Source organism: Thermodesulfobium sp. (assembly GCF_053498235.1).
Genome location: NZ_JBRCUV010000038.1, coordinates 60,026 through 74,328, shown reverse-complemented (window position 1 = coordinate 74,328; position 14,303 = coordinate 60,026). Strand labels below are relative to the sequence as shown.

Annotated in this window: 30 protein-coding genes; all 30 read left to right on the top strand. The window is 37.3% G+C overall.

Features of this window, described 5'->3' with window-relative positions:
- Positions 1-142, top strand: a 142-nt coding sequence (locus tag ACWIUX_RS05615; protein ID WP_448589750.1) for an EF-Tu C-terminal domain-related protein, incomplete at its 5' end; no start/stop codon positions are given.
- Between the two features lie 9 nt (positions 143-151).
- Positions 152-460, top strand: coding sequence for a 30S ribosomal protein S10 (gene rpsJ / locus ACWIUX_RS05610; protein ID WP_448589749.1), 309 nt, complete (start codon positions 152-154; stop codon positions 458-460).
- A 19-nt stretch (positions 461-479) separates the two neighbouring features.
- Complete coding sequence (rplC, locus tag ACWIUX_RS05605) at positions 480-1,106, top strand: 50S ribosomal protein L3 (RefSeq protein WP_448589742.1); 627 nt, start codon at positions 480-482, stop codon at positions 1,104-1,106.
- On the top strand, positions 1,103-1,714 hold the full coding sequence (gene rplD / locus ACWIUX_RS05600) for a 50S ribosomal protein L4 (RefSeq protein ID WP_448589741.1): 612 nt from the start codon (positions 1,103-1,105) through the stop codon (positions 1,712-1,714). The genes rplC and rplD overlap by 4 nt, the downstream gene beginning before the upstream one ends.
- A 6-nt stretch (positions 1,715-1,720) precedes the next feature.
- Positions 1,721-2,014: a 50S ribosomal protein L23 gene (rplW, locus tag ACWIUX_RS05595; RefSeq protein ID WP_448589740.1), complete on the top strand. Its 294-nt coding sequence runs from the start codon at positions 1,721-1,723 to the stop codon at positions 2,012-2,014.
- Between the two features lie 14 nt (positions 2,015-2,028).
- On the top strand, positions 2,029-2,859 hold the full coding sequence (gene rplB, locus ACWIUX_RS05590) for a 50S ribosomal protein L2 (RefSeq protein WP_448589739.1): 831 nt from the start codon (positions 2,029-2,031) through the stop codon (positions 2,857-2,859).
- A gap of 25 nt (positions 2,860-2,884) precedes the next feature.
- Entirely contained in the window at positions 2,885-3,163 is a 279-nt protein-coding gene (gene rpsS / locus ACWIUX_RS05585; RefSeq protein WP_448589738.1) for a 30S ribosomal protein S19, read from the top strand.
- Between the two features lie 22 nt (positions 3,164-3,185).
- Positions 3,186-3,545 (top strand): 50S ribosomal protein L22, encoded by a 360-nt coding sequence (gene rplV / locus ACWIUX_RS05580; protein ID WP_448589737.1) that lies wholly within the window; start codon positions 3,186-3,188, stop codon positions 3,543-3,545.
- A complete protein-coding gene (gene rpsC, locus ACWIUX_RS05575; protein ID WP_448589736.1) occupies positions 3,546-4,283 on the top strand; it encodes a 30S ribosomal protein S3 in 738 nt (245 codons plus the stop codon). It abuts the gene before it with no gap.
- Positions 4,270-4,698: a 50S ribosomal protein L16 gene (gene rplP, locus ACWIUX_RS05570; protein WP_448589735.1), complete on the top strand. Its 429-nt coding sequence runs from the start codon at positions 4,270-4,272 to the stop codon at positions 4,696-4,698. Before rpsC ends, rplP begins: the two co-directional genes overlap by 14 nt.
- A complete protein-coding gene (rpmC, locus tag ACWIUX_RS05565) occupies positions 4,695-4,910 on the top strand; it encodes a 50S ribosomal protein L29 (RefSeq protein ID WP_448589734.1) in 216 nt (71 codons plus the stop codon). Before rplP ends, rpmC begins: the two co-directional genes overlap by 4 nt.
- Positions 4,910-5,185: a 30S ribosomal protein S17 gene (gene rpsQ / locus ACWIUX_RS05560; protein ID WP_448589733.1), complete on the top strand. Its 276-nt coding sequence runs from the start codon at positions 4,910-4,912 to the stop codon at positions 5,183-5,185. Before rpmC ends, rpsQ begins: the two co-directional genes overlap by 1 nt.
- Positions 5,160-5,528: a 50S ribosomal protein L14 gene (rplN, locus tag ACWIUX_RS05555; protein WP_448589732.1), complete on the top strand. Its 369-nt coding sequence runs from the start codon at positions 5,160-5,162 to the stop codon at positions 5,526-5,528. The genes rpsQ and rplN overlap by 26 nt, the downstream gene beginning before the upstream one ends.
- Positions 5,525-5,863: a 50S ribosomal protein L24 gene (rplX, locus tag ACWIUX_RS05550; RefSeq protein ID WP_448589731.1), complete on the top strand. Its 339-nt coding sequence runs from the start codon at positions 5,525-5,527 to the stop codon at positions 5,861-5,863. The genes rplN and rplX overlap by 4 nt, the downstream gene beginning before the upstream one ends.
- A gap of 9 nt (positions 5,864-5,872) precedes the next feature.
- A complete protein-coding gene (gene rplE / locus ACWIUX_RS05545; RefSeq protein ID WP_448589730.1) occupies positions 5,873-6,418 on the top strand; it encodes a 50S ribosomal protein L5 in 546 nt (181 codons plus the stop codon).
- 52 nt (positions 6,419-6,470) lie between these two features.
- Positions 6,471-6,656: a type Z 30S ribosomal protein S14 gene (locus ACWIUX_RS05540; RefSeq protein ID WP_448589729.1), complete on the top strand. Its 186-nt coding sequence runs from the start codon at positions 6,471-6,473 to the stop codon at positions 6,654-6,656.
- Between the two features lie 11 nt (positions 6,657-6,667).
- The gene (gene rpsH, locus ACWIUX_RS05535; RefSeq protein ID WP_448589728.1) at positions 6,668-7,060 is read left to right on the top strand and encodes a 30S ribosomal protein S8; all 393 of its coding nucleotides are present in this window, start codon (positions 6,668-6,670) and stop codon (positions 7,058-7,060) included.
- 85 nt (positions 7,061-7,145) lie between these two features.
- Positions 7,146-7,688, top strand: a complete 543-nt coding sequence (rplF, locus tag ACWIUX_RS05530; protein ID WP_448589727.1) for a 50S ribosomal protein L6 — start codon at positions 7,146-7,148, stop codon at positions 7,686-7,688.
- A 12-nt stretch (positions 7,689-7,700) separates the two neighbouring features.
- Positions 7,701-8,066, top strand: a complete 366-nt coding sequence (gene rplR, locus ACWIUX_RS05525) for a 50S ribosomal protein L18 (protein ID WP_448589726.1) — start codon at positions 7,701-7,703, stop codon at positions 8,064-8,066.
- Between the two features lie 13 nt (positions 8,067-8,079).
- On the top strand, positions 8,080-8,583 hold the full coding sequence (rpsE, locus tag ACWIUX_RS05520; protein WP_448589725.1) for a 30S ribosomal protein S5: 504 nt from the start codon (positions 8,080-8,082) through the stop codon (positions 8,581-8,583).
- A complete protein-coding gene (gene rplO, locus ACWIUX_RS05515; RefSeq protein ID WP_448589724.1) occupies positions 8,576-9,025 on the top strand; it encodes a 50S ribosomal protein L15 in 450 nt (149 codons plus the stop codon). Before rpsE ends, rplO begins: the two co-directional genes overlap by 8 nt.
- Positions 9,022-10,296: a preprotein translocase subunit SecY gene (gene secY / locus ACWIUX_RS05510; RefSeq protein ID WP_448589723.1), complete on the top strand. Its 1,275-nt coding sequence runs from the start codon at positions 9,022-9,024 to the stop codon at positions 10,294-10,296. The genes rplO and secY overlap by 4 nt, the downstream gene beginning before the upstream one ends.
- Positions 10,277-11,089 (top strand): type I methionyl aminopeptidase, encoded by an 813-nt coding sequence (gene map / locus ACWIUX_RS05505; RefSeq protein ID WP_448589722.1) that lies wholly within the window; start codon positions 10,277-10,279, stop codon positions 11,087-11,089. Before secY ends, map begins: the two co-directional genes overlap by 20 nt.
- The gene (gene infA, locus ACWIUX_RS05500) at positions 11,082-11,300 is read left to right on the top strand and encodes a translation initiation factor IF-1 (protein WP_448589748.1); all 219 of its coding nucleotides are present in this window, start codon (positions 11,082-11,084) and stop codon (positions 11,298-11,300) included. Before map ends, infA begins: the two co-directional genes overlap by 8 nt.
- A gap of 23 nt (positions 11,301-11,323) precedes the next feature.
- On the top strand, positions 11,324-11,437 hold the full coding sequence (gene rpmJ, locus ACWIUX_RS05495) for a 50S ribosomal protein L36 (protein WP_013755894.1): 114 nt from the start codon (positions 11,324-11,326) through the stop codon (positions 11,435-11,437).
- A gap of 12 nt (positions 11,438-11,449) precedes the next feature.
- The gene (rpsM, locus tag ACWIUX_RS05490; RefSeq protein WP_448589721.1) at positions 11,450-11,821 is read left to right on the top strand and encodes a 30S ribosomal protein S13; all 372 of its coding nucleotides are present in this window, start codon (positions 11,450-11,452) and stop codon (positions 11,819-11,821) included.
- Between the two features lie 34 nt (positions 11,822-11,855).
- Positions 11,856-12,260 carry a 30S ribosomal protein S11 gene (gene rpsK, locus ACWIUX_RS05485; RefSeq protein ID WP_448589720.1) on the top strand — a complete coding sequence of 135 codons (405 nt, stop codon included), beginning with the start codon at positions 11,856-11,858 and terminating at the stop codon, positions 12,258-12,260.
- Between the two features lie 10 nt (positions 12,261-12,270).
- Entirely contained in the window at positions 12,271-12,897 is a 627-nt protein-coding gene (gene rpsD / locus ACWIUX_RS05480; RefSeq protein WP_448589747.1) for a 30S ribosomal protein S4, read from the top strand.
- A gap of 15 nt (positions 12,898-12,912) precedes the next feature.
- Entirely contained in the window at positions 12,913-13,938 is a 1,026-nt protein-coding gene (locus ACWIUX_RS05475) for a DNA-directed RNA polymerase subunit alpha (RefSeq protein WP_448589719.1), read from the top strand.
- Positions 13,928-14,281, top strand: coding sequence for a 50S ribosomal protein L17 (rplQ, locus tag ACWIUX_RS05470; RefSeq protein WP_448589718.1), 354 nt, complete (start codon positions 13,928-13,930; stop codon positions 14,279-14,281). The genes ACWIUX_RS05475 and rplQ overlap by 11 nt, the downstream gene beginning before the upstream one ends.
- The last annotated feature ends 22 nt before the right edge of the window (positions 14,282-14,303 follow it).

Below are 14,303 nucleotides of genomic sequence, written 5' to 3'. Positions count from 1 at the left end.
AGAGATGGTAATGCCTGGAGATAACATAAACATGGTAGTAGAGCTTATATCTCCAGTAGCAATTGAAGAAGGACTTCGCTTTGCAATACGTGAAGGCGGCAGAACTGTTGGTGCTGGCGTAGTCACAAAGATGATTGAATAGTTGGTGATGATAATGCGTCAAAAAATTAGAGTTAAGATAAAATCTTACGACCACAGGACGTTAGACCAATCGGTAAAAAGAATAGTTGATACTGTTCAAAGAACAGGGGCCTCAGTGCACGGTCCAATTCCGCTTCCTACAAGGCGTGAGTTGTTTTGTGTAATTAGATCTCCTCATATAGACAAAGATTCGCAAGAACATTTTGAAGTTTTAACTCACAAGAGACTAATTGATATAGTTGATCCTACACCTAGAACTATGGACGCTTTAAGAGACCTAGATTTACCCGCAGGAGTTGATATAGAGGTAAAGGTGTAAGAGAGGAGGAAAACTCGCAATGGGTAAGATGTTTATGGGTTTAGTTGGAAAAAAAATAGGGATGACAAGCTACATTACACCGTCTGGTGTGATACCCGTTACAGTAGTACAGGCTTTAAAGGGAACTGTTGCTGATAAGAGGACTGCTGAAAAGGATGGATATGAGGCAATAAGGGTGGCCTTTCAAGAGTGTTCCGAAAGAAAATTGAACAAGCCCCAGTTAGGATTGTTTAAAAAGTTTTCCTTAAAACCACACAAGAAGATCGTTGAGTTTCAAAATAGTAACTTTAATGTGGGCGATACGCTAGATATATCTATGTTTTCTGTTGGCGATAGCATTAACGTTACAGGTATTACGAGAGGTTTTGGTACTGCTGGTACTATAAAAAGATGGAAATTTCAAAGAGGGCCAATGAGTCACGGTTCAAAAAATATCAGGAAAATTGGTTCAACAGGAGTAGGCACAGGGATGAGCAAGATTATAAAGGGCAAGAAAATGCCAGGTCATATGGGTAACGTTAAAAGAACTGTTAAGAACATTTCGATTGTTGACCTCTTGCCTGAAGACTATCTCGTGGTTCTTAAAGGCTCTATTCCTGGGCATAAGAACTCCTTTGTTATCCTGTACAAAGGAGGAAATGCATGATTTCTGTATATGATTTGAATGGAAATAAGGTTAAAGAGATTGAATCGTATTTAAACGATGTAAAGGATAATTCACATGTTATTTATATGCAGGTTGTAAGGGAACTTGCTACGGCCAGATCTGGCAGTGCGTGTACTAAAACTCGAGGAGAAGTAAGGGGCGGTGGTAGAAAACCATATGCCCAAAAACATACTGGTAGAGCAAGGCACGGGTCAATTCGCTCCCCTATATGGAGAAAAGGTGGAATTACATTTGGGCCAAAACCAAGAAAATATACTTATGCCCTACCAAAAAGGGTTATAAAAACTTCTAGAGATATTGCAATCAAAGATCTGATTGATAATGATAGATTTATAGTTGTTGAGAATCTTTCAAATATTGAACCTAAAACAAAGTTTGCTGTAGACTTTGTAAAAAAACTTCCTGGAGAAAATTGTAAGAGTTTGGTAATCTTAGATGACTATTTTGAAAACGTTATACGCGCTTTTGCAAACCTCCCAAACTTTAAAATTGTTGATGTTAATAATTTAAAGGTAGTTGACATTCTGTGGTCAGAGAGGGTTATTTTGACCCCTGAGGCATTAGAGTGTTTGCAAAGTTGGAGGTGATAGAATATGTTTGATCCATATCGCTATGTAATTAAACCTGTTGTTACTGAAAAGAGTACAGATTTAGCAGGAAAGTATAACCAATATACATTTATTGTTAGTAAAGATGCCAACAAAACATCTATAAAAATGGCTATAGAAGAAATTTTTAAAGTTAAGGTAAAGGACCTGAAAATAATTAATGTCAAAGGTAAACCTAAAAGAATGGGAAGAAATATTGGTTTAACCTCTTCTTTTAAAAAAGCCATTATAACTCTAATGCCAGGAAATAAGATCGAGATCTTTGAAGGCGTTCAATAGGGAGGTTAAAGAATATGCCTATTAAAAGCTATAAGCCATATACTGCAAGTAGAAGATTTATGACTGTTTCTTCTTTTGAAGATCTATCTAAAAATAAACCAGAAAAATCACTTGTAAAGGGTTTGATAAAAACTGGTGGAAGAAATAACTTTGGGAGAATTACTTCAAGATTTCGCGGTGGTGGCCACAAACGTTTGTATAGACAAATTGATTTTAAAAGGGATAAAGATGGAATTGAAGCAAAGGTAGTTTCCATTGAATATGATCCAAATAGAAGTGCAAGAATTGCCCTTTTAAGTTATAAAGATGGTGAAAAGAGATATATTATATCTCCTGAAGGATTAAAGGTTGGACAAAAGGTACTATCTGGTCCTGATGCGGATATAACAGTAGGGTCTTGTTTACCTCTTAAATATATACCTTTGGGCACTATTGTGCATAATATAGAGCTTTATCCTGGCAAAGGAGGCCAGCTCGTGCGTTCTGCCGGTACTGGCGCCCAAATCATGTCTAAAGAAGGTAACATGGTAAGTTTAAGGATGCCTTCGGGTGAAGTTAGATTCGTTAATAGTCAATGTAAGGCGACAATTGGACAGGTTAGTAATCTTGATCACGAAAACGTTTCCATTGGTAAGGCTGGTAGAAGCAGATGGTTGGGAAGAAGGCCACATAACAGAGGCGTTGTAATGAATCCTGTAGATCATCCACATGGTGGTGGAGAAGGTAAAGCTCCTATTGGGCATCCTGGTCCCTTAACCCCATGGGGTAAGCCAACTTTGGGGTATAAGACAAGGAAGAGACATAAATCATCTGATAAGTATATCCTTCGCAGGAGAAATAAATAATGTTTTGTATAAGGAGAGGATAATTATGGGACGTTCGAGCAAAAAGGGTCCTTATGTCCACCCGAAGCTTTTGAAGAAAGTGCACGAAATGAATAAAACAGGAGAAAAAAAGGTTATAAAGGTGTGGTCAAGAGCTTCCGTTATTATTCCAGAAATGGTTGGTCATACCTTTGCAGTGCATAATGGGAAAAAACACGTTCCAATTTACCTAACTGAGGCTATGGTTGGTCATCGTTTGGGAGAGTTTGTCCCGACAAGGACTTTTAAAGGTCATCCAGGTCATAGTGCAGTTGAGCGTTCTTGATATTTAGGTATAGGAGGAAATTATGGAAGTTCGAGCTGTATCAAAATATGTTCGAATATCACCGAAAAAGGTGCAAGAAATTATCCACTTGCTTCCTGGAAAACAAGTAGATGTTGCTTTAAATAATTTAAGCGTTATGCCTCACAAAGCAGCCCGTATACTTTACAAAATAACAAAATCTGCTGTAGCAAATGCAGAGAACAATTTTAATCTTGACAGGAAAAATTTAGTTATTTCTAAGGCTTTTGCTGATAAAGGACCGAGCATGAAAAGGTTTACTCCAAGAGCATATGGACGTGCCTTTCCAATATTAAAGAGAACTTCTCATATTACTGTGGTTGTAGGTACTGTTGAATCTAAACACAAAGGAGGCAAACGATAAGTGGGTCAAAAAGTACATCCAAATGGGTTAAGAGTTGGAATAACAAAGGATCACGTTGCGCACTGGTTTGCCCCGAAATCTAATTTTGGTCCTGATCTTGTGCAGGATTCTAAGATAAGAGAATTTGTTAAAAAAGAACTTAGTGGTGCGTTTGTTTCAAAGATATTAATTGAAAGAAGAGGATCAAAGGGTCAAGAAAGAATAAAGGTAATAGTTAGAACTGCAAGACCAGGGATGGTAATCGGACGTGGTGGACAGGGCAGAGAGATATTGAGAAAAAAGCTTGTAGATGAATTTAAATCTAATATTGAAGTTGACGTTGAAGATATTCCGGTTCCTGATCTTGATGCACAATTGATCGCTGAAAATGTTGCTTCGCAGATAGAGAAAAGAGTGACATTTAGAAGGGCGATGAAGCAGGCGATTTTTAGAGCAAGAAGATCGGGTGCTAAGGGAATAAAAATCATGGTAAGCGGTAGGCTCGGTGGAGCTGAAGTAGCAAGAAGCGAATGGCTCAGAGAGGGCAGAGTACCTCTTCAAACGTTAAGGGCAGATATAGATTATGGGTTTGCTGAAGCCCACACTATATATGGCATAATTGGTGTAAAAGTTTGGCTTTACGTTAATGATTTTTCTGAACACGCAAAATTTGCTTCGCCTGTAATACCGGTTGCTACTAACGTAAAACACGATAATTTGCCCTTAGAGGAAGGAGATATTGGCCATGATGATGCCTAAAAGGACAAAGTGGAGGAAGCCTCATCTTTTTTTCCCCAGAAGAGTGGCTAAAAGAGGAACAAAGCTATTACACGGAGATTATGGTTTAGTTGCTTTAGAGGGTGGATTTATTTCTGCCAATCAAATAGAAGCTGCGCGTAGAGTTTTGGCTAGGAGTTTTAAGAAAGTAGGTAAAGTTTGGATTAGAATATTTCCTCAACTGGCTGTTACCTCTAAACCAGAAGAGGTAAGAATGGGCGGAGGAAAGGGCTCTCCTGAGACTTGGATGGCTGTTGTAGATCCTGGTAAGATAATGTTCGAGGTAGGCGGTGGAGTTGAGCCGTCTATTGCTAGAGAGGCGCTTAAACAAGCCCAATATAAACTGTCTATCAAGACTAAGATTATTGAGGCCGATAAGGGTGGTGACAACTCATGAGCTATAAAGAGTCAGAAGAAATAAAGGAATTGTCTTCTATGGATGTTGAAACCTTAGAGAAAAAACTTTTAGAAGCTAGACGTGAGTTGTTCAATTTTAGATTTCAACAGGCAACAAGGCAGTTGACGAATACCTCTAAAATTAAGGATACAAAAATAAGAATTGCAAGAATTTTAACCCTCTTGGCCGAAAAGAAAAGAGGTGTTAGATAATGAAAAAGCGTCTAAAGGGAGAAGTAATTTCTAATAAAATGGATAAAACTGTAATAGTAAGAGTGGTTGAACACGAGAAACACCCGCTTTATAAAAAGACAATTAAAGTCTATGCTAAATTTAAAGCTCATGATGAAAAGAATAATTGTAAAATTGGTGATACTGTTGTGATAGAGGAATGTAGGCCAATAAGTAAGGAAAAAAGATGGCGTGTCGTAGAAATTGTTTCGAGCAAGGAGGAAAATAACGATGCTTTGCGTTCAATCGAGACTTAATGTGGCTGATAACACAGGTGCGAAGAAAGTAATGATTATTAGAATATTGGGAAAAAGCATGAGCAAATATGCTGGAGTGGGAGATGTAGTTGTTGGGGTAGTAAAGGTGGCTCAACCTCATGGCATTGTTAAGAAATCCGATATTGTTAAGGCAGTTATAGTGAGAACTCATAAAGAGATTAAAAGACCCGATGGATCTGTAATAAGATTTGATGATAATGCGGCTGTAATAATTGACAACCAGGGGAATCCTAGAGGCACAAGGGTTTTTGGTCCTGTAGCTAGAGAGTTGAGAGACAAAAATTATATGAAAATTATTTCTTTGGCTCCGGAGGTCTTATGAAAAGCAAATTGGTTAAAAAAGTTAAATTAAGCGTTGTGAAAGGTGATACTGTATTGATATTATCTGGTAAAGATAAAGGCAAACAAGGTAAAATTATCAAATCAATTCCAGATAAGAAGATGGTAGTAGTTGAAGGAGCAAATATTGTAACAAGACATACAAAACCCAGTGCCAAAGGACGTGGAGGAATTCAGAAGATTCCAGCTCCACTTTCTGTTTCTAAGGTTATGTTGATATGCCCGAAATGTAAAAAACCAACAAGAGTAAAACATAAGATTGATTCTGAAGGTACTAAGCATCGTTACTGTTCACATTGCAATGAAGTGTTTAGTTAGGAGGTCCTTATGAAAGCAAGGTTAAAGGAATTATACGATTCAAAAGTTGTGCCTTATTTAAAAGACAAGTTTTCATATAAGAATATTATGGAGGTGCCAAAACCTGTAAAGGTTGTTATAAATATTGGTTTAGGTGAAGCTGTTCAAAATGCTAAGGCAATAGACGCAGCTACAGAAGATCTTAGAGTGATTAGCGGTCAAAAGCCTATTATTAGAAGGGCAAAAAAATCTATAGCTGCTTTTAAAATTAGACAAGGAATGCCTATTGGACTAAAGGTAACCTTACGTGGGCAAAGGATGTACTATTTTTTAGATAAACTTTTTAACATTGCTTTTCCAAGAATAAGAGATTTTAAGGGATATTCTGATGACCATTTTGATGGCAGAGGGAATATAACGATAGGCTTAAGTGAACAGCTTGTTTTTCCTGAGATTGAATATGATAAGATCGATAAAATTAGAGGGATGAACATTACTATCGTGACCACAGCAAAAACTGATAAAGAAGCCAAAGAATTACTTGCTGCGCTTGGCTTTCCTTTTAGAAAGAGCTAATATAAAAATGTTTTTTTGTTTAAAAGTTTACCTTAAAGAAGGAGTGAAATAGTTGGCGCGAAAGGGTTTATTAGAAACTTGGAAAAAGCCACCAAAATTTTCGACTCGGCAAAAGAACCGTTGTCTTTTGTGCGGGAGACCACATGCATATTATCGTAAATTTGGTCTGTGTAGAATCTGTTTAAGAAAGATGGCTTATGAAGGTGTGATACCTGGTATTAGGAAAGCGAGCTGGTAAGGGAGGTTTATATGCATACTGATCCGATATCCGATATGTTAATAAGGTTAAAAAATGCCAATAATGCAAAGCAGGATTTTTTTACACTTCCTGCTTCTAAAGAGAAAGAATCGATTTTGCAAATCTTAAAGCAGGAAAATTTTATTGAGGATTACGAAAGAATAAAGTCTAATCCGCAAGATATTTTTAGGGTAAAACTTAGATATATTAATGGTAAAAGAGTTATTAGAGACGTAAAGAAAGTCAGTAAACCAGGACTAAGGGTTTATGTTGGGAAAAACGATATTCCAAGAGTCTTAGGTGGTTTTGGTTTGGCGATTCTCTCTACGACTAAAGGCATAATGAGCGATCGAAGAGCTAGAAAAGAGGGAATTGGCGGAGAATTGTTATGTATGGTTTGGTAGAAATTATTATTCAAATTAAAAGCTAGGATAAATATATGATTATAAGATTTTGGTTTTATTTATTTGTAAAGGCAGGTGATTGATTTTGTCTCGAATTGGGAAAAAACCTATCGCTATCCCAAAAGGAGTTAATATTGACTTAAACGCTAACTTGATAAAGGTAAGTGGGCCCTTAGGAGAACTACACCAAATTTTGCCTCCAGAAATAGAAGTCAAAGCACATGACAATCAACTTGAAGTTCAAAGGAAAAGTGATTCTAAAAGGGCAAGGGCTTTCCACGGATTGTTTAGGACGTTGATCGCTAATATGATTATAGGTGTTTCCGAGGGCTTTAAGAAAGGTCTTGAATTGGTAGGAACTGGTTATAGGGCACAATTACAAGGAGACAAGCTAGTAATGCAATTGAGACAATCTCATCCAGTAGAATTTGCTGCGCCAAGAGAAATTAAGTTTGAGTTGGAAGGCACTAATAAAATTTGGGTGAAAGGTATTAGCAAAGAGCTTGTAGGCCAAGTTGCTGCAAACATTCGCAAATCACTTCCTCCTGATTCTTACAAAGGCAAGGGTATTCGTTATATAGGAGAGGTTTTGCATCTCAAACCTGGAAAAGCTGGAACAAAGAAATAGAGGAGGCTTATTGTGATAAAAGAAAAAACAAGATTAGAAGGAAGAAAAATAAGACAAAAGAGAACCAGAAAGAAGGTTTTTGGTACTAAAGAAAGACCTAGACTTTCTGTTTTTAGAAGTCTTAATCACATTTATGCTCAAATTATCGATGATACAGAAGGTAGAACTCTTGTAAGCGCATCTTCGTTGGATCCTGAAATTAGAAATTCTTTATCGGGCAATAAAAAAGAAAAATCTAAGGTTGTAGGTTCGCTTATTGCCAAAAGAGCACTCGAGAAGGGAATAGATAAAGTAGTTTTTGATAGAGCAGGATATAAATATCATGGTCGTGTAGCGCTTTTAGCAGAAGCTGCAAGAGAAGCCGGACTAAAGTTTTAGTGAGGAGGAAAATATGTCAAATAGATTGCAACACTCTTTAGAAGACGTTGCTCTTCAAGAGCGTGTTATTGAAGTAAAAAGAGTAGCCAGAGTAGTTGCTGGTGGTAAAAGGCTAAGATTTAGAGCTGTTGTAGTTGTAGGTAATGGGCAGGGTAAAGTTGGTGTTGGAGTTGGAAAGGCACAAGAGGTACCTTCGGCCGTGAGAAAAGCAGTAGAAAAGGCGAAGAAAAATCTTATAGATGTTCCAATGAGAGGAGATACTATTCCTGTTTTTATCCAGTCTAGGTTTGGTGCATCTAGTGTGATTTTAAGACCTGCTGTCCCTGGAACTGGAATAATTGCTGGAACAACAGTCCGTGCAATACTTGAGTTAGCTGGCTATAAGGATGTGCTTACAAAGGTAATTGGATCTACCAACACACTTAATACCGTTTTAGCTACCATAAACGGACTCCAAGATATTAATAATTCTATCCTCCTTTCAAAAATGAGAAAGGGAGTGACTAGTAATGAATAGTCTTTCAAACCTAAAACCAAATCATGGCGCTATAAAAGAACCTAAGAGAGTAGGAAGAGGTAGGAGTTCTGGACATGGCAGGACATGTGGAAGAGGACAGGCCGGTCAAAATTCACGTTCTGGAGGAGGAGTAAGACCTGGTTTTGAGGGTGGCCAAATTCCTCTTTATAGAAGGCTCCCAAAATGGAAAGGTTTTAAGAACGTCCTTTTCAAAAAGACTTATGAAGTAGTAAATATTTCTAAGCTTGCCGACTTAAGTGCAGGAACAGTAGTAACTCCAGAATTTTTACAGGATAAAGGATTGGTTAATAAAGGTGCTTTGATAAAAATTTTAGGTAATGGCGAAATTAACGTTCCTTTAACAGTAAAGGCTCACAAATTTAGTTCATCTGCCAAAGAAAAAATAGAAAAATGTGGTGGAACTGTTGAGGTGTTATTGTGATAGACAGTGTTTTGGGAGCAATGAACTTTGGGGATTTGCGAAATAAAGTAATTTTTACAATACTTATGATTGTTTTGTTTAGATTTGGAACTCACATTCCTGTTCCTGGTATAAATCACGAAATAGTTTCGAGAATTATTGAACAAACAGGTATACTGGGTTTTCTTGACCTGTTTGCGGGAGGAGCGCTTGCAAAGTTTTCGATCTTTGCAATGGGAATAACCCCATACATTAACGCTTCAATTATTATTCAATTACTTACCCCAATTGTTCCGAAAATGCAGGCTATGCAAAAGGAGGGCGAGTCGGGAAGAAAGGCTTTAGCCCAATATACTAGATATTTAACAGTTGTGCTTGCTGCCCTTCAAGGAATAGCTATGACTTTTGTTCTTTCTTCTGCAATTCCAGTATTTACTCCTTTTAATATAGTAACTACTGTAATAGTCTTAACTGCTGGTTCTGTTTTTTTGATGTGGATGGGCGAATTGATAACAGAAAAAGGAATTGGAAATGGAGCGTCACTTTTAATTTTTATAGGCATTATTTCAAGATTACCTCTATATTTTGGGCAAACCTTCTCCCTTTTAATGATAGGAGATATAAACTTGTTGCAAGTTATCGCATTATTTGCAATTTTTTGCCTGGCTATTATTGCAATTGTCTGGATTCAATTGGCAGAAAGAAAGATCCCAATTCACTATGCAAAAAAGGTTGTCGGACGAAAGGTTTATGGAGGACAAACCTCTTATTTGCCTTTAAGGCTTAATACTGCAGGTGTTTTGCCGATTATATTTGCTGTATCAATTTTGATGTTGCCAAATACCATTTTTGGTTTCTTAAGAGGGATTCCTTCTGTTCAAAACCTTGCTATATATCTTTCTACTTTTTTTTCACCGGAGTCGGTTGTTTATAATGTCATTGAATTTTTTCTGATCATATTTTTTTCATTTTTCTATACTGCAATTATTTATAATCCTGTTGAACTTGCGAGTAATTTGAAAAAATATGGCGGTTTTATTCCTGGTATTAGGCCTGGGAAGCCAACTTCTGAATACTTTGATAGAGTTTTGACAAGAATTACAACTTTGGGCGGTTTATTCCTGGGTTTTATTGCTTTGATCCCAGCTCTTTCAGAGCTTTTAACAAAGGTAACCACATTTAGAGGTTTGGGAGCAACCGCACTTCTTATTGTTGTAGGTGTAGCCCTTGACACAATAAGACAAATTCAAGCGCAGTTAATGGCAAAACAGTATGAGCATCTTATCAAGTAGAGCTAGAAAGATATATATTAAATCAAAAGAAGATATAAAGGCTTTGAGAAAGGCAGGCCGAGTTGTAGGAAAACTTTTGTATGAGATATCTGAGATTATTAAGCCTGGAATTTCTACTTATGAGCTTGAGAAGTTTGCCGAAACCTTTTTTGAGAAAGAAAATGCTATACCTGCTTTTAAGAATTACAAGCCTTATTTTTCTGCAAAGCCCTTTCCGGCTATACTTTGCACCTCAATTAATGATGAAGTTGTTCACGGTATCCCCTCTAAGAAAAGGATACTTAAAGAGGGTGATATTTTGAAAATTGATGTTGGTTCTATAGTTGATGGTTGGTGTGGAGATAGTGCGAGAACTTACCCGGTAGGCAATATCTCATCGGATGCTAAACTTCTTTTAGAAGTTACAGAAAAGTCTTTATATATTGGAATTGATCGGGCAGTTGTTGGAGGTCATATTTCAGATATTGGTGCTGCTATTCAAAGATTTGTCGAAGCTTTTGGATTTTCTCCTGTTAGAGAGCTTTCAGGTCATGGGATTGGTAGGAAAGTCCACGAGGAGCCTTATGTGCCAAACTTTGGAGATTATGGTCAGGGTCCAAAATTTATTGAGGGAATGACTATATGTATCGAACCGATGATTAATGCTGGAAGCTATGAGGTAGTTTTGGCAAAAGATGGCTGGACTGTAACTACTAAAGATAGATCACTTTCAGCTCACTTTGAGCACATGATTGCGATAACAAAGGATGGACCTGTAATTCTCTCTTCATGGGGAGGTGATGAAACTGGCTAAAGAAGAGGCTATTGAAGTCGAAGGGGTTATATTGGAAGCGTTGCCTAATGCAATGTTTAGAGTTGAACTTGAGACTGGCCATGTAGTTTTGGCTTATGTTTCTGGTAAAATGAGGATGAATTTTATCAAGATAGTTCCTGGCGATCGCGTTAAAATAGAGCTTTCTCCTTATGACCTCACAAGAGGTCGTATTATTTATAGAATGAAATAGAAATTTGCTATTAGGAGGCCGATATGAAGGTTCGCGCATCAGTTAAGAAGATATGTGAGAAATGTAAGATTATTAAGCGTAAAGGGATTGTAAGGGTAATTTGTGAAAATCCTCGCCATAAACAGCGACAAGGATAAGGAGGTTAGTTAATGGCTAGAATTGCTGGAGTAGACTTGCCAGAGAACAAGAAAGCATGGGTTGCATTAACCTACATTTATGGAATAGGAAAACCCCTAGCTTTTAAGATCCTTAATACTACTGGAGTGGATCCTGAAAAAAGAATAAAGGACTTATCTGAAGACGAGATAATAAAATTAAGGGATGAAGTAGAAAAGAATTACAAAGTAGAAGGCGATCTAAGACGAGAAGTAGCCCAAAATATACGTAGATTAATTGATTTGGGCACATATAGAGGTTTAAGACATAGAAGAGGCCTTCCTGTCAGGGGACAAAGAACTAGAACAAATGCGAGAACAAGAAAAGGTCCCAAACGCTTAATTGGTGCAAAAAAGAAAAAATAAAAGGTTTTTTAACTAATTCTAAGGAGGTATTGAGTTGGCAAGAAAGGGTAAAGCGCAAACACAAACCCGAGTGAAGAAAAAGGAAAAGAAGAACGTATTGTATGGGATAGCTCACATTCATTCAACCTTTAATAATACTATTATAGCAATTTCAGATAAACAAGGTGCCCTGATATCTTGGGGCAGTGGAGGAACAGCAGGATTTAAGGGTACTAAAAAGGGCACTCCTTATGCTGCTCAGCTCGCAGCAGAGGCTGTTGCAAAAAAGGCAATGGATCATGGAATGAAGCAGGTGGACGTATATGTGAAAGGACCAGGACCAGGAAGGGAAACAGCAATTCGTTCTTTATTGGCTGCTGGGCTTTCAATTGAAATGATTAAAGATGTTACGCCTATTCCCCACAATGGGTGTCGTCCACCTAAACGTAGAAGGGTATAGGAGGTAAAAAATAGTGAGATATACAGGTCCTGTATGTAGACTTTGTAGAAGAGAAGGTATGAAACTCTTTTTAAAAGGTGATAGATGTTTATCTGAGAAGTGTTCATTTGACAGACGCCCAACTCCGCCAGGAATGCATATAAATGCGAGAACAAAAGTTTCAGAGTATGGGCTACGTTTGAGAGAAAAACAGAGAATGAAGCGTTTTTATGGTTTGATTGGCGAAAGACAATTTAGAAGGTATGTTGAGCTTGCTGAAAAAATGGGTGGCGTTACAGGCGATAATCTTTATTTCTTGTTAGAAAGAAGGTTGGATAACGTTTTGTATAGATCTGGCTTTGCTTCAAGCAGACAGGAGGCAAGACAGATGATATCTCATGGGCACTTTAACGTTAATGGTCGTAGAGTAAATATACCATCTTTTCAAGTACAGCCAGGAGATGTCATTTCTGTAAGAGAAAATAGTAAAGGATTATTTAGTTCAGAATACGTTGAAGTAATGAAAGAGAGAACTCCTGCATCTTGGATTTCTGTAGATTACGATAAATTAGAGATCAAGTTTGATAGACTTCCTCAACGTGAAGAACTTGATGTGCCTATCAGAGAAAATCTAATTATCGAGTTCTATTCTCGATAGAAGAGGAGGAGTCCTTTGTTCGGGTCAAAGGAAAATTATAAATTAGAGGTTAAAGAACAACTAGAAACTGAGAATGGTGGTAAATATGGTAAGTTTGTTCTAGAACCACTGTCACCTGGTTATGGAGTTACTGTTGGCAATGCTTTAAGAAGGGTTCTTCTGACATCAATTCCTGGTAGCGCTGTAATTGCAGTTAGAGTTGATGAAGCGCCTCATGAATATATGACTTTACCAGGTATGGTAGAAGATATACTTGAATTTCACTTGAATTTAAAGAAATTGGTCGTAGTAATTTCGCCTGACGTTTCTGAAGAGGAAACTAGAAAACTTATTCTTAATGTAAAGGGTCCAAAAATAGTTAAGGCTTCAGATATTCAACCGAATGCTGAGGTACAGGTTATTAATAAGGATCTTTATCTGGCTACCTTAGAAGAAAATGGTGAGCTTAGAGCTGAAATTACTGTTAAAAAAGGTAAGGGATATGTTTCAATTGAAAGGATGAGAGAAAATGCTCGTTGGTTATCCCCAGGTGGTATCCCTCTGGATGCAAATTTTTCGCCGATTACAAGAGTTAATTATTCTGTTGAATCGACACGTGTTGGGCAAGAGACTGATTGGGATAAACTTATATTTGAAATTTGGACTAACGGCGCAATAGAACCGCTAGATGCCTTGAGAATCGCAGCAGAAGAATTAATATCTCATTTTAGAATCTTTGTTGAGTATGGCACTTTTTTAGAAACTGAAAAGGTAGTTTCTGATTATAAGGATATGAAAAAGAATTCGTATGTAAAATCACAGGCAAAAGCAGATTTGGATCAGTCGATAGAAGAGATCGGACTCCAAACTAGAATTACAAACGTTCTCAAAAGATCGGGTATATCAACATTGGGCGATCTCATTTCAAAGACGCGTGAAGATATTTTAAACGTTCCAAGTTTTGGTAAGAAATCGTTGGATGAGCTTGAAGAAATTTTACATTCTAAGGGTTATCACTTAAAATCCAGTAATGAAAGTGGAGGTGACGATTTTGAGACATAGAATAGCCCATAGAAAACTTAACATGCCAGTTTCACACAGGAAGGCGTTATTGAAAAGCTTAGCTTGTAGTCTTTTTATCAATAAAAGAATTAAAACGTCATTGGCTCGAGCTAAAGAGGCTCAGAAAATTATAGAGCGCATTATAACTATTTCGAAGAAGGACGATACAGCAAGTAGAAGATTGGCTTTTTCTTATTTACAATCTAAAGAAGCCGTAAAAGCTTTATATAGCGAAGAGTTGAATCCTGTGAGAGAGAGAAATGGTGGTTACACTAGAATTGTCAAAATAGGTCCTAGAAAAGGAGATGGGGCTGAAATGGCAGTTCTAGAGCTTGTTTTCTAGTTAGGTTGAGGTTGGTTGAATT

What these genes read in the sequence shown, in the direction of transcription:
- rpsE (WP_448589725.1), top strand. Translation starts at nt 8,080, where the DNA reads ATGTCAAATAGATTGCAACACTCTTTAGAAGACGTTGCTCTTCAAGAG.
- rplV (WP_448589737.1), top strand. Translation starts at nt 3,186, where the DNA reads ATGGAAGTTCGAGCTGTATCAAAATATGTTCGAATATCACCGAAAAAG.
- rplB (WP_448589739.1), top strand. Translation starts at nt 2,029, where the DNA reads ATGCCTATTAAAAGCTATAAGCCATATACTGCAAGTAGAAGATTTATG.
- rpsH (WP_448589728.1), top strand. Translation starts at nt 6,668, where the DNA reads ATGCATACTGATCCGATATCCGATATGTTAATAAGGTTAAAAAATGCC.
- rplD (WP_448589741.1), top strand. Translation starts at nt 1,103, where the DNA reads ATGATTTCTGTATATGATTTGAATGGAAATAAGGTTAAAGAGATTGAA.
- rplO (WP_448589724.1), top strand. Translation starts at nt 8,576, where the DNA reads ATGAATAGTCTTTCAAACCTAAAACCAAATCATGGCGCTATAAAAGAA.
- rpmJ (WP_013755894.1), top strand. Translation starts at nt 11,324, where the DNA reads ATGAAGGTTCGCGCATCAGTTAAGAAGATATGTGAGAAATGTAAGATT.
- rpsQ (WP_448589733.1), top strand. Translation starts at nt 4,910, where the DNA reads ATGAAAAAGCGTCTAAAGGGAGAAGTAATTTCTAATAAAATGGATAAA.
- rpmC (WP_448589734.1), top strand. Translation starts at nt 4,695, where the DNA reads ATGAGCTATAAAGAGTCAGAAGAAATAAAGGAATTGTCTTCTATGGAT.
- rplN (WP_448589732.1), top strand. Translation starts at nt 5,160, where the DNA reads ATGCTTTGCGTTCAATCGAGACTTAATGTGGCTGATAACACAGGTGCG.
- rplW (WP_448589740.1), top strand. Translation starts at nt 1,721, where the DNA reads ATGTTTGATCCATATCGCTATGTAATTAAACCTGTTGTTACTGAAAAG.
- rplX (WP_448589731.1), top strand. Translation starts at nt 5,525, where the DNA reads ATGAAAAGCAAATTGGTTAAAAAAGTTAAATTAAGCGTTGTGAAAGGT.
- map (WP_448589722.1), top strand. Translation starts at nt 10,277, where the DNA reads ATGAGCATCTTATCAAGTAGAGCTAGAAAGATATATATTAAATCAAAA.
- rplC (WP_448589742.1), top strand. Translation starts at nt 480, where the DNA reads ATGGGTAAGATGTTTATGGGTTTAGTTGGAAAAAAAATAGGGATGACA.
- rplP (WP_448589735.1), top strand. Translation starts at nt 4,270, where the DNA reads ATGATGATGCCTAAAAGGACAAAGTGGAGGAAGCCTCATCTTTTTTTC.
- rpsS (WP_448589738.1), top strand. Translation starts at nt 2,885, where the DNA reads ATGGGACGTTCGAGCAAAAAGGGTCCTTATGTCCACCCGAAGCTTTTG.
- rpsM (WP_448589721.1), top strand. Translation starts at nt 11,450, where the DNA reads ATGGCTAGAATTGCTGGAGTAGACTTGCCAGAGAACAAGAAAGCATGG.
- rplE (WP_448589730.1), top strand. Translation starts at nt 5,873, where the DNA reads ATGAAAGCAAGGTTAAAGGAATTATACGATTCAAAAGTTGTGCCTTAT.